This is a genomic window from Enterobacter cloacae complex sp. IR5384, from assembly GCF_049237265.1.
In the GTDB taxonomy this organism is placed as follows: domain Bacteria; phylum Pseudomonadota; class Gammaproteobacteria; order Enterobacterales; family Enterobacteriaceae; genus Enterobacter; species Enterobacter cloacae.
Window position 1 is genome coordinate 74,945 of sequence record NZ_JBMKHJ010000011.1, and the last position, 22,289, is coordinate 97,233.

Annotated in this window: 17 protein-coding genes; 12 read left to right on the top strand and 5 right to left on the bottom strand. The window is 56.0% G+C overall.

What is annotated here, in order from left to right; all coding sequences use genetic code 11:
* Positions 1 to 98: 98 nt before the first annotated feature.
* Positions 99 to 944: an arabinose operon transcriptional regulator AraC gene (gene araC, locus ACOTX3_RS11575; RefSeq protein ID WP_013095551.1), complete on the bottom strand. Its 846-nt coding sequence runs from the start codon at positions 942 to 944 to the stop codon at positions 99 to 101.
* Positions 945 to 1,280: 336 nt separating this feature from the next.
* Here araC and araB point away from each other — a divergent pair, with 336 nt between their 5' ends.
* The 6 genes from araB (at position 1,281) to rluA (ending at position 11,424) form a co-directional block, all read left to right on the top strand.
* A complete protein-coding gene (araB, locus tag ACOTX3_RS11580; protein WP_058678756.1) occupies positions 1,281 to 2,990 on the top strand; it encodes a ribulokinase in 1,710 nt (569 codons plus the stop codon).
* Positions 2,991 to 3,000: 10 nt separating this feature from the next.
* Entirely contained in the window at positions 3,001 to 4,503 is a 1,503-nt protein-coding gene (gene araA / locus ACOTX3_RS11585; RefSeq protein WP_020688483.1) for an L-arabinose isomerase, read from the top strand.
* An 86-nt stretch (positions 4,504 to 4,589) separates the two neighbouring features.
* Positions 4,590 to 5,285 (top strand): L-ribulose-5-phosphate 4-epimerase, encoded by a 696-nt coding sequence (gene araD, locus ACOTX3_RS11590; RefSeq protein WP_013095548.1) that lies wholly within the window; start codon positions 4,590 to 4,592, stop codon positions 5,283 to 5,285.
* A gap of 74 nt (positions 5,286 to 5,359) precedes the next feature.
* On the top strand, positions 5,360 to 7,717 hold the full coding sequence (polB, locus tag ACOTX3_RS11595; protein WP_058678755.1) for a DNA polymerase II: 2,358 nt from the start codon (positions 5,360 to 5,362) through the stop codon (positions 7,715 to 7,717).
* A 128-nt stretch (positions 7,718 to 7,845) separates the two neighbouring features.
* On the top strand, positions 7,846 to 10,752 hold the full coding sequence (gene rapA, locus ACOTX3_RS11600; protein WP_045292756.1) for an RNA polymerase-associated protein RapA: 2,907 nt from the start codon (positions 7,846 to 7,848) through the stop codon (positions 10,750 to 10,752).
* Between the two features lie 12 nt (positions 10,753 to 10,764).
* A complete protein-coding gene (gene rluA, locus ACOTX3_RS11605; protein WP_020688480.1) occupies positions 10,765 to 11,424 on the top strand; it encodes a bifunctional tRNA pseudouridine(32) synthase/23S rRNA pseudouridine(746) synthase RluA in 660 nt (219 codons plus the stop codon).
* A 30-nt stretch (positions 11,425 to 11,454) separates the two neighbouring features.
* Here the strand turns inward: rluA and djlA are convergent, their stop codons facing one another.
* Positions 11,455 to 12,273, bottom strand: a complete 819-nt coding sequence (djlA, locus tag ACOTX3_RS11610; protein ID WP_013095544.1) for a co-chaperone DjlA — start codon at positions 12,271 to 12,273, stop codon at positions 11,455 to 11,457.
* A 239-nt stretch (positions 12,274 to 12,512) separates the two neighbouring features.
* Here djlA and lptD point away from each other — a divergent pair, with 239 nt between their 5' ends.
* Genes lptD through apaH form a run of 6 tightly spaced genes read left to right on the top strand, consistent with a single transcriptional unit; the run spans position 12,513 to position 19,242 of the window.
* Positions 12,513 to 14,864 (top strand): LPS assembly protein LptD, encoded by a 2,352-nt coding sequence (lptD, locus tag ACOTX3_RS11615; RefSeq protein ID WP_058678754.1) that lies wholly within the window; start codon positions 12,513 to 12,515, stop codon positions 14,862 to 14,864.
* 53 nt (positions 14,865 to 14,917) lie between these two features.
* Complete coding sequence (surA, locus tag ACOTX3_RS11620) at positions 14,918 to 16,204, top strand: peptidylprolyl isomerase SurA (protein WP_013095542.1); 1,287 nt, start codon at positions 14,918 to 14,920, stop codon at positions 16,202 to 16,204.
* Positions 16,204 to 17,190 carry a 4-hydroxythreonine-4-phosphate dehydrogenase PdxA gene (pdxA, locus tag ACOTX3_RS11625; protein WP_057071063.1) on the top strand — a complete coding sequence of 329 codons (987 nt, stop codon included), beginning with the start codon at positions 16,204 to 16,206 and terminating at the stop codon, positions 17,188 to 17,190. Before surA ends, pdxA begins: the two co-directional genes overlap by 1 nt.
* Positions 17,187 to 18,008: a 16S rRNA (adenine(1518)-N(6)/adenine(1519)-N(6))-dimethyltransferase RsmA gene (rsmA, locus tag ACOTX3_RS11630; protein ID WP_013095540.1), complete on the top strand. Its 822-nt coding sequence runs from the start codon at positions 17,187 to 17,189 to the stop codon at positions 18,006 to 18,008. Before pdxA ends, rsmA begins: the two co-directional genes overlap by 4 nt.
* Before the next feature lie 3 nt (positions 18,009 to 18,011).
* Entirely contained in the window at positions 18,012 to 18,389 is a 378-nt protein-coding gene (gene apaG, locus ACOTX3_RS11635) for a Co2+/Mg2+ efflux protein ApaG (RefSeq protein WP_013095539.1), read from the top strand.
* A 4-nt stretch (positions 18,390 to 18,393) separates the two neighbouring features.
* Positions 18,394 to 19,242, top strand: a complete 849-nt coding sequence (apaH, locus tag ACOTX3_RS11640) for a bis(5'-nucleosyl)-tetraphosphatase (symmetrical) ApaH (protein ID WP_013095538.1) — start codon at positions 18,394 to 18,396, stop codon at positions 19,240 to 19,242.
* A gap of 39 nt (positions 19,243 to 19,281) precedes the next feature.
* Here the strand turns inward: apaH and folA are convergent, their stop codons facing one another.
* From folA to kefF, 3 genes are all read right to left on the bottom strand, one after another.
* Positions 19,282 to 19,761 (bottom strand): type 3 dihydrofolate reductase, encoded by a 480-nt coding sequence (folA, locus tag ACOTX3_RS11645; RefSeq protein ID WP_008502023.1) that lies wholly within the window; start codon positions 19,759 to 19,761, stop codon positions 19,282 to 19,284.
* Between the two features lie 114 nt (positions 19,762 to 19,875).
* On the bottom strand, positions 19,876 to 21,741 hold the full coding sequence (gene kefC / locus ACOTX3_RS11650) for a glutathione-regulated potassium-efflux system protein KefC (protein WP_058678753.1): 1,866 nt from the start codon (positions 21,739 to 21,741) through the stop codon (positions 19,876 to 19,878).
* Complete coding sequence (gene kefF, locus ACOTX3_RS11655; RefSeq protein WP_023620041.1) at positions 21,734 to 22,264, bottom strand: glutathione-regulated potassium-efflux system oxidoreductase KefF; 531 nt, start codon at positions 22,262 to 22,264, stop codon at positions 21,734 to 21,736. The genes kefC and kefF overlap by 8 nt, the downstream gene beginning before the upstream one ends.
* Between the last annotated feature and the right edge of the window lie 25 nt (positions 22,265 to 22,289).

A 22,289-nucleotide genomic window follows, 5' to 3' on the forward strand; every position in this document is an offset into this window, starting at 1 on the left:
TTCTGCTTAGCGCCCTGCACCGCGTCAAGACAACAATTGTCTGAATAGTTTACAGGTTGCTTCCGTTGTTCACCTGCTTGTTTATCTTTTTTTACCGTTTATTCACATCCCGCCCGGAATTCACTGGGGCTGGCGCCAGTGCATTTTTTAAATACGCGGGAAAAATAGAGCTGATCTTCAAAGCCCACATTGCGCCCTACGGTGGCAATGGGCATCCGGGTGGTGCTGAGCAGCAGTTTCGCCTGGCTGATGCGCTGATCTTCGCGCCAGCTCAGCACGCTGACACCCAACTGCTGCCGGAACAGATGCGATAGCCGCGACGGCGACAGGCAGACATGCTGGGCCACGCTGGCGATATCAAACTGGCTGTCGGCCAGGTGGTCGCTGATGTACTGGCAGGCATCACGCACACGGTTATCCAGCGGCGGATTAAGCGACGCGTTAATCGCCTCCATCCGGCGCAGTAACACCTGTTCAAGCAAATTAATCGCCAGCAACTCAGCGTAGCGCCCACCCGCCTGCCCTGCCTCTATGATCTGGGCAAACAGTTCGCGGAACTGGGCCAGATGAGCGTCGTCCGGGCGGTAAAAACCGGTGTGCGCGAAAATGGCTGGCCACGAAAGCCACTCCTGCCAGTAGGCGCGGGGGCGGAAGTAGACCCACTGGTGATACCACTCTTTGGCATCCGGATGACGCCCGTAATGGTGGATCTCACCAGGTGGAAACAGCAGCATATCGCCGGGACGACAGACGAACTGCTGATCGTTGTTTTTGATTATCCCTTCCCCACGTACGGTCAGGTTCAGAATGTACCCTTTCATCCCGAGCGGACGGTCAACGTAAAAATCGAGATATCCCTCAGCCTCGATAGGGGTCAGCCCCGCCACCAGGTGGGCGTTAAACGAATAACCCGGCAGTAAGGGATCGTTTTGCGTTTCGGCCATAGATTCAGTTCTCCCAACGGTACTGAAGGAAACCAATTGTCCATATCGTTAAAAGCCGTATAAAAATGGCCTGCGACGAGATCCAAAAAGCATCACGTCTCTTTTACGTCCGCCATGTTTCAGCCTTTCCCCCTGATTTCTCCGCCAGAGTGGGCAGATAAGCAGTAACAAAAGTGTCTATAAGTGCGGCAGAAATGTCCACATTGAATATTTGCACGGCGTCACACTTTCCATCTCAACAGCAATTTAGTCCATAAGATTAGCGGATCCTGCCTGACGATTTTCGCCCCCAGTCTCTAATGTTCTCTCATACCTGTTTTCTGATGGAGCAACACCATGGCAATTGCGATTGGCCTCGATTTTGGCAGCGACTCGGTTCGCGCCCTGGCAGTGGACTGTACGTCCGGCCAGGAGATAGCAACCAGCGTTGAGTGGTACCCACGCTGGCAAGAGGGGCGCTACTGCGATGCGCCAAACAACCAGTTCCGTCACCATCCACGCGACTACATCGAGTCGATGGAAGCGGCAATCAAAACCGTGCTGGCAGAACTGACTGACGCCCAGCGTGCAGAGGTGGTTGGGATTGGCGTAGACAGCACCGGTTCTACCCCCGCGCCAGTGGATGCGGAAGGCCGGGTGCTGGCGCTGCGTCCTGAGTTCGCCGACAACCCGAACGCCATGTTTGTGCTGTGGAAAGACCATACCGCCGTCGAAGAGGCCGAAGCCATCACCCGGTTGTGCCACCAGCCGGGCAAAACCGACTATTCGCGCTACATCGGCGGAATTTATTCCAGTGAATGGTTCTGGGCCAAGATCCTGCATGTCACCCGCGCTGACGCAGCGGTTGCACAGGCAGCCACATCGTGGATTGAACTGTGTGACTGGGTTCCTGCCCTGCTCGCAGGTACCACCCGCCCGCAGGATATTCGCCGCGGCCGCTGCAGCGCCGGGCATAAATCCCTATGGCATGAAAGCTGGGGCGGTCTGCCACCGGCAGCCTTCTTCGATGAACTCGATCCGATTATCAACAAGAGCCTGAAGTACCCGCTCTTTACCGACACCTTTACCGCGGATATTCCGGTGGGCACGCTCTGCGAAGAGTGGGCAACACGCCTGGGCCTGCCGCAAAACGTGGCAATCTCCGGCGGTGCGTTTGACTGCCATATGGGCGCGGTGGGCGCTGGCGCCCAACCCAATACGCTGGTGAAAGTGATCGGCACCTCCACCTGCGACATCCTGACGGCGGATAAGGCCAGCGTCGGTGACCGCGCAGTGAAAGGTATCTGCGGACAAGTCGACGGCAGCGTGGTGCCGGACTTTATCGGTCTGGAAGCCGGGCAGTCTGCGTTTGGCGATATTTACGCCTGGTTTGGTCGGGTACTGGGCTGGCCGCTGGACCAGCTGGCGACCGCGCACCCGGAACTGAAAACCCAGATTGCCGAGAGTAAGAAACAGCTGCTGCCCCAGCTCACCGCCGCGTGGGCGAATAATCCGTCTCTTGAACACCTGCCGGTGGTGCTCGACTGGTTCAACGGCCGCCGTACGCCATTTGCCAACCAGCGTCTTAAAGGCGTTATCACCGATCTCAATCTGGCGACCGATGCCCCGGCCCTGTTTGGCGGCCTGATTGCAGCCACCGCCTTTGGTGCCCGCGCGATTATGGAGTGCTTCACCGAACAGGGCATCGACGTCAATAACGTCATGGCGCTGGGCGGTATCGCCCGTAAAAACCCGGTGATCATGCAGGCCTGCTGCGACGTGCTGAACCGTCCGCTGCAGATTGTCGCGTCCGATCAATGCTGCGCGCTGGGTGCGGCTATTTTCGCCGCCGTTGCCGCGGGCGTACACGCCGATATCCCGACTGCACAGCAGCATATGGCAAGCGCGGTCGAAAATACCCTTCAGCCGCGTGCTCAACAGGCGCAACGCTTTGAACAGCTTTATCAGCGCTACCAGCAATGGGCAAAAAGCGCCGAACTTCACTATCTCCCTGTCGCCGCCCCGTCAAAACACACCGCGGATACGACGGCAACCCTGACCCATTAAGGACACGACGATGACCATTTTTGATAATTATGAAGTGTGGTTTGTGATTGGCAGCCAGCATTTGTACGGACCGCAAGCGTTGCAACAGGTGACGAAACATGCGGAACACGTCGTGAACGCGCTGAACGCGGAAGCCAAACTGCCATGTAAACTGGTGCTGAAGCCGCTGGGCACGACGCCGGATGAGATCACCCATATCTGCCGTGACGCAAACTACGACGATAAATGCGCGGGTCTGGTAGTGTGGCTGCACACCTTCTCACCCGCCAAAATGTGGATCAACGGTCTGTCAATCCTCAACAAACCGCTGCTGCAATTCCATACCCAGTTCAACGCCTCCCTGCCATGGGACAGCATTGATATGGACTTTATGAACCTGAACCAGACCGCGCACGGCGGCCGTGAGTTCGGCTTCATCGGCGCCCGTATGCGTCAGCAGCACGCCGTAGTGACCGGACACTGGCAGGATCAACATGCGCAGAAACGCATCGGCTCCTGGATGCGTCAGGCCGTTTCCAAACAAGATACCCGCCATCTGAAAGTGGTGCGATTTGGCGACAACATGCGTGAAGTGGCAGTCACCGACGGTGATAAAGTTGCCGCGCAGATCAAGTTCGGTTTTTCCGTGAACACCTGGGCCGTGGGTGACCTGGTGCAGGTCGTCAATGAGATCGGCGATGGCGACGTGAGCGCGCTGGTTGACGAATACGAAAGCAGCTACCGCCTCACCGCAGCGGCGCAGGTGAAGGGTGACAAACGCCAGAACGTGCTGGACGCGGCGCGCATTGAACTGGGGATGAAACGCTTCCTGGAACAGGGTGGCTTCCACGCCTTTACCACGACATTTGAAGATCTCCATGGTCTGAAACAACTGCCGGGTCTGGCAGTACAACGTCTGATGCAGCAGGGCTACGGCTTCGCGGGCGAAGGCGACTGGAAAACTGCCGCTCTGCTTCGCATCATGAAAGTGATGTCAACCGGTCTGCAGGGCGGCACCTCCTTTATGGAGGACTACACCTACCACTTCGAAAATGGCAACGACCTGGTACTCGGTTCACACATGCTGGAAGTGTGCCCATCCATTGCCGTCGAAGAGAAACCGATCCTCGACGTGCAGCACCTCGGCATTGGCGGCAAAGCGGATCCGGCACGTTTGATCTTCAACACCCGTACCGGCCCGGCCATCAACGCCAGCCTGATTGACCTGGGCGATCGTTTCCGCCTGCTGGTGAACTGTGTGGATGCGGTTGAAACGCCACACGCGCTGCCAAAACTGCCGGTCGCCAACGCCCTGTGGAAAGCGCAGCCCGATCTGCCAACCGCCTCCGAAGCCTGGATCGTCGCCGGTGGCGCGCACCATACCGTCTTCAGTCACGCGCTGGATCTCAACGATATGCGTCAGTTCGCTGAACTGCACGACATCGAACTGACCGTGATCGATAACGATACCCGCCTGCCCGCGTTTAAAGACGCGCTGCGCTGGAATGAAGTCTATTACGGTTCGAAACGTTAAGTACGACGTGCCCGGTGGCACTGCGTTTACCGGGCCTACGATTGTGTAGGCCGGATAAGCGAAGCGCCATCCGGCGGGAGACAACAATGCTAGAAGATCTCAAACGCCAGGTACTCGAAGCCAACCTGGCGCTGCCTAAACATAATCTGGTGACCCTGACCTGGGGCAACGTCAGCGCCGTTGACCGCGAAAAAGGGGTGTTCGTCATCAAGCCTTCCGGCGTGGATTATACGGTGATGACCGCTGATGATATGGTTGTGGTCAGCATTGCAACCGGTGAAGTGGTGGAAGGGAAGAAAAAACCCTCCTCCGATACCCCCACCCATCGCCTGCTGTATCAGGCATTTCCGACCATCGGCGGCATTGTGCATACCCACTCGCGTCATGCGACTATCTGGGCGCAGGCAGGCCAGTCCATCCCGGCTACCGGTACCACGCACGCAGACTACTTTTACGGCACCATCCCCTGCACCCGCCTGATGACCGATGCGGAAATCAACGGCGAGTACGAGTGGGAAACCGGCAATGTGATTGTCGAAACCTTTGAAAAACAGGGAATCGACGCAGCACAGATGCCCGGGGTGCTGGTGCATTCTCACGGCCCGTTTGCGTGGGGCAAAAATGCGGAAGATGCAGTGCATAACGCGATTGTGCTGGAAGAGGTGGCCTATATGGGCATCTTCTGTCGTCAACTGGCACCACAGTTGCCGGATATGCAACAGACGCTGCTGGACAAACACTACCTGCGCAAGCACGGTGCAAAAGCCTATTACGGGCAATAAACTGTATATAAACCCAGCATAAAACCGCTAACCAGGCTATAATCAGGCCTGGTTTTGTTTTATGGGATAACGGCGTGACGCAGGCGCAAGAAGGTTTTTTACTGACCCGACACTGGCGGGATACGCCTCAGGGAACAGAGGTGGAGTTCTGGCTGGCGACGGACAACGGCCCGCTGCGCGTTACCCTGCCTCCACAGGAATCCGTGGCATTTATTCCTGAAGCCCACGTCGACAAAGTAAAGCAGCTACTGCGCGGTGAAAACAACTGGCGCATCACGCCACTTGAGCTGAAAGATTTCCATCGCCAGCCGGTTTACGGTCTCTATTGTCGCGCCCATCGCCAGCTGATGCGCTATGAAAAACTGCTGCGCGAGGCGGGCGTCACCCTGTACGAGGCCGATATTCGTCCCCCGGAACGTTTTCTGATGGAGCGGTTTATTACCGCCCCTGTCTGGGTTGATGGCACAGCGCACAACGGCGGGCTGATTAACGCCCGCCTGAAACCCAACCCGCACTACCGTCCGCCGCTGAAATGGGTCTCACTGGACATCGAAACCACCCGTCACGGTGAACTGTACTGTATTGGTCTTGAAGGCTGCGGCGACCGGGTTGTCTATATGCTCGGGCCACCGAATGGCGATGCCTCCGAGCTGGACTTCCGGCTGGAGTACGTCAACAGTCGGCCACAGCTGCTGGAAAAACTGAACCAGTGGTTTGCCGATCGCGATCCCGATGTCCTGATCGGCTGGAACGTGGTGCAGTTCGACCTGCGGGTACTGCAAAAACACGCCGAGCGTTACCGCATCCCGCTCATGCTTGGGCGGGGTCATAGCGAACTGGAATGGCGCGAGCACGGTTTCAAAAACGGCGTCTTCTTCGCACAGGCCAACGGTCGCCTGATTATCGACGGCATCGAGGCGCTGAAATCCGCATTCTGGAATTTCTCTTCCTTCTCGCTGGAGGCAGTGGCGCAGGAGCTGCTGGGGGAAGGGAAATCCATTGATAACCCGTGGGACCGAATGGATGAGATCGACCGCCGCTTCAACGAAGACAAACCGGCACTTGCCACCTATAACCTGAAAGATTGTGAGCTGGTTACGCAGATTTTCCACAAAACCGAGATCATGCCTTTTCTGCTGGAACGCGCCACAGTGAACGGTCTTGCCGCTGATCGGCACGGCGGTTCCTTGGCGGCATTCAGCCATCTGTACTTTCCCCGCATGCACCGGGCAGGCTACGTCGCACCGAACCTGGGGGACGTGCCGCCGCAGGCAAGCCCTGGCGGCTACGTGATGGATTCCCGGCCGGGACTGTATGACTCCGTGCTGGTACTGGACTACAAAAGCCTCTACCCCTCGATTATCCGCACCTTTCTGATTGATCCGGTGGGGCTGGTAGAGGGGATGGCGCAGCCGGACGATATGCACAGCACCGACGGGTTTCTGGGGGCGCGTTTCTCACGGGAGAAACACTGCCTGCCGGAGATCGTGGGACAGATCTGGCACGGGCGCGACGAGGCCAAGCGCCACGGCAACAAGCCGCTTTCTCAGGCGCTGAAAATTATCATGAATGCCTTTTACGGTGTGCTGGGCACCAGCGCCTGTCGCTTCTTCGACCCGCGTCTCGCCTCGTCTATCACCATGCGCGGGCATGAGATCATGCGCCAGACAAAGGCGCTGATCGAATCCCAGGGCTATGAAGTGATCTATGGCGATACCGACTCCACCTTCGTCTGGTTGAAGGGCGCGCACGCCGAAGAGGAAGCCGCGCGAATTGGCAAACAGCTGGTCGCCTTCGTGAACGACTGGTGGCAAGCGCATTTGCAAAAAGAGCGGTTAACCAGTGCGTTAGAGCTGGAGTATGAAACGCATTTCAGCCGCTTTTTAATGCCCACTATCCGCGGAACCGATCAGGGCAGCAAGAAACGCTACGCCGGACTGATTCAGGAAGGTGAAAAGCAACGCATGGTGTTTAAAGGGCTGGAGACGGTGCGCACAGACTGGACTCCGCTGGCTCAGCAGTTCCAGCAAACGCTCTATTTGCGGATCTTTCGTAATGAGCCTTATCAGGACTACGTCCGCGAGACGATAGCCAGCCTGATGGCCGGCGAGCTCGACAACCAGCTGGTGTATCGCAAACGCCTGCGCCGCCCGCTGGCCGAGTATCAGCGTAACGTTCCGCCGCACGTCCGCGCCGCGCGTCTGGCGGATGAAGAGAACGTCCGTCGGGGGCGCGCCCCGCAGTATCAGAACCGGGGCACCATTAAGTATGTCTGGACGACAAACGGGCCAGAGCCCGTGGATTATCAACACTCTGCGCTGGACTACGACCACTACCTGACGCGCCAGCTTCAGCCCGTCGCGGATGGAATTTTGCCGTTCATTGACGACGATTTTGCTACACTAGTGACAGGGCAACTTGGCCTATTTTGACACGTGACGAAATCGCTGCCATCCAGTACCATAGCGCCCTTTCCACTCCCGGACCCATTTTTCGATGACCGTCTTTTTTGACGGTGGTTGAACTATTGCCTGCAATTAAAGATTAGAGCCGAACATATATGCCTTTTACACTTGGTCAACGCTGGATCAGCGATACAGAAAGCGAACTTGGATTGGGAACCGTGGTTGCAGTCGATGCACGCATGGTCACCCTCCTTTTCCCTGCTACCGGTGAAAACCGCCTGTACGCTCGCAATGACTCCCCTGTTACCCGCGTGATGTTCAATCCAGGTGACACCGTGACCAGCCACGACGGCTGGCAGCTAAAGGTTGAAGACGTAAAAGAAGAGAATGGTCTGCTCGCCTACATTGGGACTCGCCTCGACACTGACGAGAGCAATGTCATCCTGCGTGAAGTGCTGCTCGACAGCAAACTGGTTTTCAGCAAGCCGCAGGATCGCCTGTTTGCCGGGCAAATCGACCGTATGGATCGCTTCTCCCTGCGCTATCGCGCACGTAAATTCCAGAGTGAACAGTACCGCATGCCGTGGAGCGGCCTGCGTGGTCAACGCACCAGCCTGATCCCTCATCAGCTGAATATCGCCCATGACGTTGGTCGTCGTCATGCGCCTCGCGTACTGCTGGCAGACGAAGTGGGCCTCGGTAAAACCATTGAAGCCGGTATGATCCTGCATCAACAGCTACTTTCTGGCGCCGCCGAGCGCGTGCTGATCGTGGTACCGGAAACGCTGCAACATCAGTGGCTGGTTGAGATGCTGCGCCGCTTTAACCTTCGTTTCTCGCTGTTTGACGACGAGCGCTACGCCGAAGCCCAGCATGACGCAGACAACCCGTTTGAAACCGAACAGCTGGTCATCTGCTCCCTGGACTTCGTGCGCCGCAGCAAGCAGCGTCTTGAGCATCTGTGCGACGCAGAGTGGGATCTGCTGGTGGTCGACGAAGCGCACCACCTGGTCTGGAGCGAAGAGGCACCGAGCCGTGAATACATGGCGATTGAACAGCTTGCCGAGCGCGTGCCGGGCGTCCTGCTGCTGACCGCAACGCCGGAACAGCTGGGGCTGGAGAGCCACTTCGCCCGTCTGCGCCTGCTCGATCCAAACCGCTTCCATGACTTTGAGCAGTTTGTCGAAGAACAGAATAATTACCGCCCGGTTGCCGATGCTGTCGCCATGCTGCTGGCGGGCAAACGCCTCTCGAATGACGAACTCAACACCCTGAGCGATCTGATTGGCGAACAGGATATTGAGCCGCTGCTGCAGGCAGCCAACAGTGACAGCGACAACGCGGGTTCCGCGCGTAAAGAGCTGATCGATATGCTGATGGACCGCCACGGCACCAGCCGCGTGCTGTTCCGTAACACCCGTAACGGCGTGAAGGGCTTCCCGAAACGCGAACTGCACACCATCAAGCTGCCGCTGCCGACGCAGTATCAGACGGCAATAAAAGTCTCCGGCATTATGGGGGCGCGCAAAAGCCAGGAAGAACGTGCGCGCGACATGCTCTACCCGGAGCAGATTTATCAGGAATTTGAAGGCGATACCGGAACCTGGTGGAACTTCGACCCGCGTGTTGAATGGCTGATGGGTTACTTAACGGCTCATCGTTCACAGAAAGTGCTGGTGATCTGCGCCAAGGCGGCCACCGCGCTGCAGCTGGAGCAGGTTCTGCGCGAGCGCGAAGGTATTCGAGCCGCCGTGTTCCATGAGGGCATGTCCATTGTCGAGCGTGACCGCGCCGCGGCCTGGTTCAGTGAAGAAGACAGCGGCGCACAGGTTCTGTTGTGCTCTGAAATCGGTTCTGAAGGGCGTAACTTCCAGTTCGCCAGCAACCTGGTGATGTTCGATCTGCCGTTCAACCCCGACCTGCTGGAACAGCGTATCGGCCGTCTGGACCGTATCGGTCAGGCGCATGATATTCAGATCCACGTCCCTTACCTGGAAAAAACCGCTCAGTCGGTGCTGGTACGCTGGTTCCACGAAGGTCTGGACGCGTTCGAACATACCTGTCCGACGGGACGCACCATTTACGATCAGGTGCATACGGATCTGATCGGTTACCTGGCAGCGCCGGAAAATACGGACGGTTTTGATGAGCTGATCAAATCCTGTCGCGAAAAGCATGAGGCCCTGAAAGCGCAGCTGGAGCAGGGACGTGACCGCCTGCTGGAAATCCACTCCAACGGTGGCGAGAAAGCGCAGGCGCTTGCCGAAAGCATTGAAGAGCAGGATGACGACACCAGCCTGATCAGCTTCGCCATGAACCTGTTCGACATCGTCGGGATTAACCAGGACGATCGCGGCGAGAACATGATCGTGCTGACCCCATCCGATCATATGCTGGTTCCGGATTTCCCGGGCCTGCCGGAGGATGGTTGCACCATCACCTTTGAGCGTGACGTGGCGCTGTCTCGCGAAGACGCGCAGTTCATCACCTGGGAACACCCGTTGATCCGCAACGGCCTCGACCTGATCCTTTCCGGCGACACGGGTAGCAGCACGATTTCCCTGTTGAAAAACAAAGCATTACCCGTTGGTACGCTGCTAGTGGAGCTGATCTATGTTGTGGAAGCGCAAGCGCCGAAACAGCTGCAGCTCACCCGCTTCCTGCCGCCAACGCCAGTGCGTCTGCTGCTGGATAAAAACGGCACCAACCTGGCTGCACAGGTTGAATTCGAGAGTTTCAACCGCCAGCTGAGCGCAGTAAACCGCCACACGGGCAGCAAACTGGTCAACGCCGTACAACAGGACGTGCACGCCATTCTGCAGTTGGGTGAAACGCAGATCGAAAAAGCGGCCAGGACGCTGATTGATGCCGCACGCGAGGAAGCCGATGAGAAACTGTCAGCAGAGCTGTCTCGTCTGGAAGCGTTAAAAGCGGTGAACCCAAACATCCGTGATGACGAACTGACCGCGATTGAGAGCAACCGTCAGCAGGTGCTGGAAAGCCTGAATCAGGCAAGCTGGCGTCTGGATGCCCTGCGTCTTATCGTTGTGACGCATCAGTAACCGGAGCACAAGATGGTGATGGAGCCTTACAATCCGCCGCAAGACCCGTGGCTGGTTATCCTTTATCAGGATGAGCACATTATGGTGGTCAACAAGCCAAGCGGCCTGTTGTCCGTGCCGGGGCGTCTGGATGAGCACAAAGACAGCGTGATGACACGTATTCAGCGTGATTATCCCCAGGCGGAGTCCGTTCATCGCCTGGACATGGCAACCAGCGGCGTGATTGTGGTGGCGCTGAACAAAGCGGCTGAACGTGAACTCAAACGCCAGTTCCGCGAGCGTGAGCCGAAAAAGCAATATGTCGCACGCGTCTGGGGCCATCCCGCGCAGGCGGAAGGGCTGGTGGATCTGCCGCTGATTTGCGACTGGCCAAACCGGCCAAAGCAGAAGGTGTGCTATGAGACGGGCAAGGCCGCGCAAACCGAGTATGAAGTGCTGGAGTACGCGCCGGATAACACCGCGCGCGTGCTGCTTAAGCCCATTACCGGGCGTTCACATCAGTTGCGTGTGCATATGCTCGCGCTGGGGCACCCGATTCTGGGAGACCGTTTTTACGCCCCCCCGGAGGCGCTGGCTTCAGCGCCGCGTTTGCAGCTTCATGCCCAGACGCTCACCATCACCCACCCGGCGTTTGGCAACGCAATGACGTTTAAAGCCCCGGTGGACTTCTAAAAAAATGGCCCGACTGTGTCGGGCCATTTTTTATTTGAAATTTTTCTGCTCTTTTATTAGCTCGTACGCTTTCTGGATTTCCTGCGCTTTTTGCTTCGCCATCTCCATCATCTCTGGCGGTAAGCCCTTCGCGACCAGTTTATCCGGGTGATGTTCACTCATCAGCTTACGATAGGCGCGCTTGATGGTTGTCGCATCATCCGAAGGTTTCACGCCAAGCACGTTACAGGCGTCTTCCAGCGTCGGGCCTCGCTGCGCCTGCTGCCAGCCGCCGCCAGAGGATTGATGCTGTTGATAGCCGCCACCAAAGTGTGCGCCGCCCTGCATCATGCGCAGGAACTGGTCGAACTGCATGCGGGAGATCCCCAGCTCTTCGGCAATCACGTATAACACATCGCGTTCATTAGGATGAAGAGACCCGTCGGCAAACGCCGCCTGAATCTGGATCTCCAGAAACATCCGAATTAAATCAAAACGGCCGAAACAGATACTGCGGAACTGACGCATTTTTTCGCGCAGCGGATAGTTATCCGATTTACCGATGCGAAACGCATTTTGCGCCGCCACACGAGATTCCCCGTGCAGATTCATGCGGTCCATAAATACGCTGGCAATCTGGATATCGGCTTCCGTTACCCGCCCTTTTGATTTGGTTAAGTGCCCCATCACCTCAAAGGTGGTAGAGAAAAAGAGGGACTGACGCTCGCGCTGGTTGGCGAACCACGCCATTTTGCGGCTGCGTGCCTTATCGAACATATGGCCAATAATCAGGCCAAGCACGATGCCCCAAAACCCGGCACCCATGATGATGGCGAACGCAACGCCGATGATTTTACCCCAATACTGCATATACTCCCCGGATAGTCATGTCCCTTGTCGACGCAACGCCATCATTACAGTGGTCGAGCCACGGTCAATTGAGGGACATCGCCTATAATTTGCATTATCATACTCGTCATTCGATAGCGAGCCTAACACTCTGGCACGCAAACGGGCAGGATTAACGCTGGTACTGCGCTGATGAGTAAGATAGTCTCTGAGCGTTTGTAAGCCGTAGCCACTGATGACGGAACACTAAAATATAACGTATGAAAAAACGTATCCCCACCCTCCTGGCCACAATGATTGGCACCGCCCTGTACAGTCAACAGGGGCTGGCGGCCGATCTTGCCTCGCAATGTATGCTTGGCGTCCCAAGTTATAATCGCCCACTGGTGAGTGGCGATACAAATAGCTTGCCGGTAACCATTACTGCCGACAGTTCTAAAGGAACCTATCCTGACAATGCCACGTTTACGGGCAGTGTGGATATTAATCAGGGCAATAGCCGCCTGCAGGCAGATGAAGTGCAGTTGCACCAGAAGCAGCCGGAAGGTGCGGCCGAACCGGTACGAACGGTGGATGCGCTGGGTAATGTGCACTATGACGACAATCAAGTCATCCTGAAAGGTCCGAAAGCATGGTCAAACCTGAACACCAAAGATACTAACGTCTGGGAAGGTGATTACCAGATGGTGGGTCGTCAGGGGCGTGGTAAAGCAGATCTGATGAAACAGCGCGGTGAAAACCGCTATACGATTCTGGAAAACGGTTCCTTCACCTCCTGTCTGCCGGGTTCGAATACCTGGAGCGTGGTCGGAAGTGAGGTAATTCACGACCGTGAAGAACAGGTCGCAGAAATCTGGAACGCCCGGTTTAAACTCGGCCCGGTGCCGGTTTTCTATAGCCCGTACCTGCAACTTCCCGTGGGCGACAAACGTCGTTCAGGCTTCCTGATCCCAAATGCCAAATACAGCACCTCGAACTATTTTGAGTTCTATCTGCCGTATTACTGGAACATCGCGCCCAACATGGACGCCACGATCACGCCGCACTATATCCATAAGCGCGGCAACGTCATGTGGGAAAACGAGTTCCGCTATCTGACCCAGGCGGGTACCGGTTTGATGGAACTGGATTATCTGCCATCAGATAAGGTCTTCCAGGATGAGCACCCAACAGAAGGTGATAAACACCGTTGGATGTATTACTGGCAACATGCCGGAGTGATGGACCAGGTCTGGCGTTTTAATGTCGACTACACCAAAGTCAGCGATCCTTACTATTTTAACGACTTCGATTCCAAATACGGTTCGAGTACCGATGGCTATGCTACACAGATTTTCAGTGCTGGTTACGCCGTTCAGAACTTCGACGCCACGGTGTCAACGAAGCAGTTCCAGGTCTTCGACAGTCAAAATACCAGCACTTACGGTGCAGAACCGCAGCTGGATGTGAACTGGTATCAGAACGATGTTGGTCCATTCGATACCCGCGTCTACGCTCAGGCAGTGCATTTCGTCAATACCAACTCGGACATGCCGGAAGCCACGCGTGTTCATTTAGAACCAACGATCAATTTACCGCTGTCGAACAACTGGTCGAGTCTGAATACCGAAGCCAAGCTGATGGCGACCCATTACCAGCAGAAAAATGTGGACTGGTATAACAACCGTTATGGCACCGACCTTGACGAATCCGTGAACCGCGTACTTCCACAATTCAAAATGGACGGTAAGCTGATCTTCGAGCGCGATATGGGTCTGCTGGCGGATGGGTATACGCAGACGCTTGAGCCACGTATGCAGTATTTGTACGTGCCTTATCGCGATCAGAGCAAAATCCAGAACTATGACTCCGCTTTCCTGCAGTCTGACTACAGTGGCCTGTTCCGTGACCGTACCTACGGCGGTCTCGACCGTATTGCTTCCGCGAACCAGTTAACGACCGGCGTCACAACACGCGTTTATGATGAATCTGCCGTTGAACGTTTTAACGTTTCTGTTGGTCAAATCTACTATTTCACCGAGTCTCGTACCGGTGATGACAATATCAACTGGGAGAAAGACAACAAAACAGGTTCGCTGGTGTGGGCGGGCGATACCTACTGGCGCATGACCGATCGCTGGGGCTTACGCGGGGGTCTGCAGTACGACACGCGTCTCGACAATATTGCGACCAGCAGTGCAGCCGTCGAGTACCGTCGCGATGAAGATCGTATGGTGCAATTGACCTATCGTTACGCCAGCCCGGAATATATTCAGGCAACATTGCCGAACTATGCCACCAGTGAACAGTATAAAGACGGGATTTCGCAGGTGGGTGGTGCAGCCAGTTGGCCAATCGCTGACCGCTGGTCAATTGTGGGCGCATACTACTTTGACACTAACGCCAACAAGCCTGCTGACCAGATGGTTGGTCTGCAATATAACTCCTGCTGTTACGCGCTGCGTGTCGGCTACGAACGCAAACTTAACGGCTGGGATACTCAAAACAATCAGAGCAAATACGATAACGTGATTGGCTTTAATGTCGAATTGCGCGGCCTGAGCTCCAACTACGGCCTGGGCACGCAGCAGATGCTGCGCTCGAACATTCTGCCGTACCGCAGTTCCTTGTAATGTGCTTGTTTTGCAACGTAATCCGCTTTGCGGTTAATTGAAATGGAAAAAGTATGAAGAACTGGAAAACGCTGCTGCTCGGTGTCGCTATGGTTGCGAATACCAGCTTCGCGGCCCCCCAGGTTGTTGATAAGGTCGCCGCTGTGGTTAACAACGGTGTCGTGCTCGAAAGTGACGTTGACGGTTTGATGAAATCTGTGAAGCTCAATTCGGGCCAGGCGGGTCAGCAACTTCCGGATGACGCAACGCTGCGCCATCAGATCCTGGAACGTCTGATCATGGATCAGATTGTCCTGCAAATGGGTCAGAAAATGGGCGTGAAGATCACTGACGAGCAGCTTGATCAGGCGATCGCTAACATCGCTAAGCAGAACAATATGACCCTGGATCAGATGCGTAGTCGTCTGGCCTATGATGGCATCAGCTATTCAACCTACCGTAATCAGATCCGTAAAGAGATGCTGATCTCAGAAGTGCGTAACAATGAAGTTCGTCGCCGCGTCACCATCCTGCCGCAGGAAGTCGACGCGCTGGCAAAACAGGTGGGCAACCAGAACGATGCCAGCACCGAGCTGAACCTGAGCCACATTCTGATCCCGCTGCCAGAGAACCCAACGTCTGACCAGGCCGCAGAAGCGGAAAGCCAGGCGCGCGCTATCGTTGAGCAGGCACGTAACGGCAGTGACTTTGGCAAGCTGGCCATTACCTACTCTGCAGACCAACAGGCGCTGAAAGGCGGCCAGATGGGCTGGGGACGTATTCAGGAACTGCCATCCATCTTTGCCCAGGCGCTGAGCACGGCGAAAAAAGGCGACATCGTGGGTCCAATCCGTTCAGGTGTTGGCTTCCACATCCTGAAAGTCAACGACCTGCGTGGTCAGAGCCAGAACATCTCCGTCACCGAAGTTCATGCTCGCCACATTCTGCTGAAACCGTCACCGATCATGACAGACGATCAGGCGCGTGCGAAGCTGCAACAGATTGCTGCGGACATTAAGAGCGGAAAAACGTCGTTTGCGAATGCCGCAAAAGAGTTCTCTCAGGATCCTGGCTCTGCTAACCAGGGCGGCGACCTGGGCTGGGCGGCGGCGGATATCTACGATCCGGCATTCCGCGATGCGCTGATGAAGCTGAACAAGGGCCAGATGAGTGCGCCGGTACACTCCTCCTTTGGCTGGCATCTGATCGAACTGCTGGATACCCGCAACGTTGATAAAACCGACGCAGCGCAGAAAGACAGAGCCTATCGTATGCTGTTCAACCGTAAGTTCTCTGAAGAAGCGGCAACCTGGATGCAGGAACAACGCGCCAGCGCTTACGTGAAAGTTCTGAGCAACTAATGAAACAGCATCGTGTTGTGATCACCCCCGGCGAACCCGCCGGGATTGGGCCTGACCTCGTGGTCCAGCTTGCCCAACGTAGCTGGCCGGTGGAACTGGTCGTCTGTGCTGATGCAACACTGTTACAAGACCGGGCTTCACTGCTCGGTCTGCCTTTAACGCTTATCCCCTACGTTGAAGGCCAGCAGCCTGCACCGCAGCAAGCCGGAACGCTCACGCTTCTTCCCGTCCCTCTTCGTACTCCTGTTATTCCGGGTCAGCTCAGCACTGAAAACGGCCACTATGTTGTCGAAACCCTGGCGCGCGCCTGCGATGGTTGCATAAAGAGTGAATTTGCTGCCCTGATTACGGGCCCCGTGCACAAAGGGGTGATTAACGAAGCCGGTATTCCGTTCACCGGACATACCGAGTTTTTTGAAGAGCGATCGCACACCCCGAAAGTGGTGATGATGCTGGCGACGGAAGCGATGCGGGTGGCTCTGGTAACAACCCATCTGCCGATTAAGGCCATTCCTGACGCCATCACCCCTGAACTGCTGCGGGAGATCATCGGGATACTGCATCACGATCTGCAGACCAAATTCGGTATTAAACAGCCGCACGTTCTGGTCTGTGGCCTGAACCCACACGCCGGTGAAGGCGGGCATATGGGGACTGAAGAGATCGACACCATCATTCCGGTGCTGAATGAAATGCGGGCGAAAGGGATGAACCTGAGCGGTCCATTGCCTGCCGATACCCTTTTCCAGCCCAAATACCTGGATAATGCCGATGCCGTGCTCGCGATGTACCACGATCAGGGCCTGCCCGTGCTAAAATACCAGGGCTTTGGCCGCGGTGTGAATATCACCCTCGGTTTACCTTTTATTCGAACGTCCGTTGACCACGGTACTGCGCTCGATCTGGCAGGCCAGGGAAAAGCGGATGTCGGCAGTTTTATTACGGCGCTTAATCTCGCCATCAAAATGATTGTTAATACTCAATGACTAATCGAGTCCATCAGGGCCACTTAGCCCGTAAACGCTTCGGGCAAAACTTCCTCAACGATCAGTTCGTGATCGACAGTATTGTCTCGGCCATTAATCCGCAAAAAGGCCAGGCGATGGTTGAAATCGGCCCCGGTCTGGCAGCACTGACTGAACCCGTCGGCGAACGTCTGGACGAACTGACCGTTATCGAACTCGACCGCGATCTCGCTGCTCGTCTGCAAACGCACCCGTTCCTTGGGCCGAAGCTGACGATTTATCAGCAAGATGCCATGACCATGAATTTTGGCGAGCTGTCGGAAAAAATGGGTCAGCCGCTGCGCGTATTCGGTAACCTGCCCTATAACATCTCCACGCCGCTGATGTTCCACCTCTTTAGCTATACTGATGCCATTGCCGACATGCACTTCATGTTGCAAAAAGAGGTGGTAAACCGTCTGGTTGCAGGGCCGAACAGTAAAGCGTATGGTCGTTTAAGCGTGATGGCACAATATTTCTGCAATGTGATCCCGGTACTCGAAGTGCCGCCGTCTGCCTTCACGCCGCCGCCAAAAGTCGACTCTGCGGTTGTGCGCCTTGTGCCGCATAAAACGATGCCATACCCGGTCAAAGACCTGCGCGTACTGAGCCGCATCACCACAGAAGCCTTTAACCAGCGCCGTAAAACGATCCGTAATAGCCTCGGCAATCTGTTCACCGTTGACGTGCTGGCCGAGCTGGGCATTGACCCGGCAATGCGAGCAGAAAACATCTCTGTTGAGCAGTACTGTAAACTGGCTAATTACATTAGCGAAAATGCGCCGCCGAAGGAGAGTTAAGCCATGATTGATTCGCCCCGCGTCTGTGTCCAGGTACAAAGCGTTTACGTTGAGTCGCAGTCCTCACCCGATGAAGAACGTTTTGTTTTCGCCTACACCGTGACCATTCGCAACCTGGGGCGGATGCCTGTGCAACTGCTCGGGCGTTACTGGCTTATCACTAACGGCAATGGCCGTGAAATCGAAGTTCAGGGTGAAGGTGTGGTTGGTGAACAGCCCCACATCGCCCCTGGCGAAGAGTATCAGTACACCAGCGGTGCAGTAATTGAAACACCGCTGGGTACCATGCAAGGCCATTATGAAATGGTCGACGTCGATGGCAATGTGTTCCGCGTTGCTATTCCTGTGTTCCGTCTCGCCGTTACAACACTCATTCATTAATCTAATGTCTACATATCTGATTGGCGACGTTCACGGTTGCTACGATGAACTGATCGCATTATTAAAACAGGTCGACTTTACGCCAGGACGGGATATTCTCTGGCTGACGGGCGATTTAGTGGCGCGTGGGCCAGGCTCCCTGGAGGTTTTACGCTTCGTAAAATCGCTGGGCGACAGCGTTCGCATGGTGCTGGGCAACCATGATTTGCATCTGCTCGCCGTCTTTGCCGGCATCAGCCGCAATAAGCCGAAAGATCGCCTCACCCCGCTGCTGGAGGCGCCAGACGCCGACGAACTGATCAACTGGCTGCGTCGTCAGCCCCTGTTGCAGATCGATGAAGAGAAAAAACTGGTCATGGCACACGCCGGGATCACCCCACAGTGGGATCTTGAGACGGCAAAAACCTGCGCGCGTGACGTAGAAGCCGTGCTGGCGAGCGATTCCTATCCCTTCTTCCTTGATGCCATGTACGGCGACATGCCAAATCACTGGAGTGAAGATCTGAGCGGTCTGGCGCGCCTGCGTTTTATCACGAACGCGTTCACACGGATGCGTTTCTGCTTCCCGAACGGGCAACTGGATATGTACTCAAAAGAGACGCCGGAGAGCGCACCTGCACCGCTTAAACCGTGGTTTGCGATTCCCGGGCCGGTCACCAGTGAGTACAGCGTGGTGTTTGGTCATTGGGCCGCGCTAGAAGGGAAAGGCACGCCGGAAGGGATCTACGGTCTTGATACCGGTTGTTGCTGGGGCGGGGATTTAACCTGCTTACGCTGGGAAGATAAAACATACTTCGTGCAGCCGTCCAACCGACAGCTGGACCTGGGGGAAGGCGAGGCGGTCGCCTCCTGAGAGTGAATTCCCTCTCCCGGCCGGGAGAGGGTCTATCAACTAGCGACGTTCCAGAATCTCGAAGCAGTAGCTGTGTGAGTTCTGCGCATCCGCGTCGTGAAATTCGCTGAATACCGATTCCCACTCGTCCGGATCGTAGTCCGGGAAATGGGTATCGCCTTCCACTTCCGCATCAATATGCGTCAGATAGAGCTTTTGCGCTTTTGGCAGGAACTGCTCATATACACGCCCACCACCAATCACCATGATCTCTTCGGCGTTACCGCACGCGGCAATCGCCTCGTCCACGGATTTCACCCATTCGACGCGATCGTCAGTGCCTGGCTGGCTACTGATCACGATATTCTTACGGCCCGGCAATGGGCGACCAATCGACTCCCAGGTCAGGCGGCCCATCACTACCGGCTTGTTTAACGTCGTACGTTTAAACCATGCGAGATCGGCAGGCAGGTTCCACGGCATGGCATTTTCCATACCGATAACACGGTCCACCGCCAGCGCTGCAATCAGACTGATCATTGAAAATTTCCCGGATGCAAAAAATTGCCGCCACTATACGGAAAGCTTAATCTTTCGTCGACTGGCGGCATGGTAAAGAGAGAGAAATTTTTTAATATTGCTGGCAACTCCACTTCACGCGGAAGGTTTACTCTTCGGTTCGTCCGCCGGATCGCCGGTATGCTTGCCCTCCTCCGTTCCCTGCCAGCCATGACGCTGCACCAGCGACAGATGATTACGATCCTCGTTAATGATCTCTGTCAGCATCGCACTGGTGCGTTTAAACACCGCCGCACGCTCTGTGGCCGTACTGCCCGCCATCGCCACCATCTCTTCCACCATATCGGTATTGAAGCGGCGGAACAGGTCCGCACGCTCGCGCGCTTCATACGCGCCCAGGCCCAGACTTTCCAGCGCCATGCGGCCAGACTTAAGCGCCCCTTCGAAGGTTTCACGCTCGGGTGCGTCCACCCCCGCCTGTCGCAGCTGGATATAGTGATCCACATCGCGCGCGCGGGAGATAATGGTCAGGTTCGGGAAATGCTCCTTCACCAGTTCAACCAGCTGCATACTGGTCTGGGGATCGTCAATCGCGTTGATGAGGACTTCCGCTTTCGCTGCCCCGGCTGATTCCAGCAGATCGACACGCGTTGCATCGCCGTAGAAGACTTTCATATCGAACTTACGCAGGGTATCCACATGGTCCGGATCGTGATCGAGGATGACCATTTTTACCCCGCTTGAGAGCAGTAAACGACCGGTGATCTGCCCAAAGCGACCGAATCCGGCGATGATGACCCGCGGCTGTTCCTCATCGATCTCATCGGCCTCACGTTCCTGTTCGCTGCCGGTTTTTTCCAGACGCGTCAGCAGCACCAGCAGGATCGGCGTTGCAGCCATCGACAGCGCAACCGCCAGCGTCAGCGCTTTCGCCCACTCGGGATCGAGCACATTGGCCATTTGCGCCGCGCCGAAAACCACAAACGCGAATTCGCTTCCCTGTCCGAGCAGCACGGCGAACCAAAGACGCTGTCTGCCAGGCACGTTCAGCGGACGGGCGATCAGCCACAGCATCACCATTTTGATGACCAGGAAACCGACCAGCAGGATGAGGATCCGCAGTGGATGCGTGACCAGCGTGCCAAAGTCGATAGACATCCCGACCCCGATGAAAAACAGCCCCAGCAGCAGTCCTTTAAATGGCTCGATATCACTTTCAAGCGCGTGTCGGTACTCTGAGCTGGCCAGCAGAACGCCCGCGAGGAAGGCTCCCATCGCCATCGACAGCCCGGCTTCCTCCAGCAGCAGACCAAAACCAAACACCAGGAACAGCGCCACGGCACTGAACACTTCCCGCAGCCCGGAGCGGGCGACGAATCGAAGCAGCGGACGTGTTACATACCGGCCAAGCAGGACAACCAGTGCCAGCGCACCGACCACTTTCAACGCAGAGAGGGCAAAAGCGCCGAGCGTGGTGGAGGCCCCACTTGCGGCCAGCAGCGGGATCATCGCCACCAGAGGAATCGCCGCGATATCCTGAAACAGCAGCACCGAAAACGCACTGCGTCCCATCTGTGAAACGGTCAGGTTTCGCTCGTTCATTGCCTGCATGGCAATCGCCGTCGAAGAGAGTGCCAGCGTCATGCCAATAAGCTCTGCCACTTTCCAGTCCATTCCCAGCAGAATACAGAAGCCGCCCAACAGCAGACCACAGGCTGCCATTTGTAGCGCCCCGCCGCCAAATACTGAAACGCGCAGCTTCCACAACCGCTGCGGGTCAAGTTCCAGACCAATGACAAACAGCATCAGCACGACACCAATTTCGGCGAAATGCAGGATCGCCTCCGCGTCGGTGACCAGGCGGAATCCCCAGGGTCCGATAACACACCCGGCGATCAGGTAGCCCAGCACAGAGCCCAACCCCAGGCGAACCGCCACGGGCACAATCAGCGCCGCCGCGCCAAGGTAAATCAGCGCCTGTATCAGCGTATGGCTATCCATTGTGCGTCTCCTGCCACTCAAGTAAGCGTTGTTTATAATGACGAGCCTGCGCCTGCAACGTCTCATCGTCACAAACAAATGTGCAGTGCATAGCAAAAGGAGGAAGCCAGGTAAGACCACAGTAGAGTGCTGTCGCCTGAAGCGGTTGTGCCAGCACCTCAAAACCCGGGAAAGAGCCAATATCGAAGTGGCTTTCTCCTCCACCGGTGGTCACAGCCCACATCAGGCTTTTTCCCTTCAGCGCATGCCCGTTGTGACCATACGCCCAGCCGTGGGAAAAGACTTTGTCGATCCACAATTTGAGGAGCGGAGGTGTGCTGTACCACTGCATCGGGTGTTGCCAGATAATCAGATCGGCGCGAGTGAGCGCCTCCTGTTCGGCGGCGATGTCGATGTTAAAATCAGGATAAAGTTGATAGAGGGAACGTATCTCTACGTTGTCGAGTGTCCTTACCTGTTCAAGCATGCGCTTATTCGCATGGGAGTGATGCGGATAGGGATGCGCATAAATTATCAGAATCATCAGTTAGCCTGTCTTTACGGTTCCG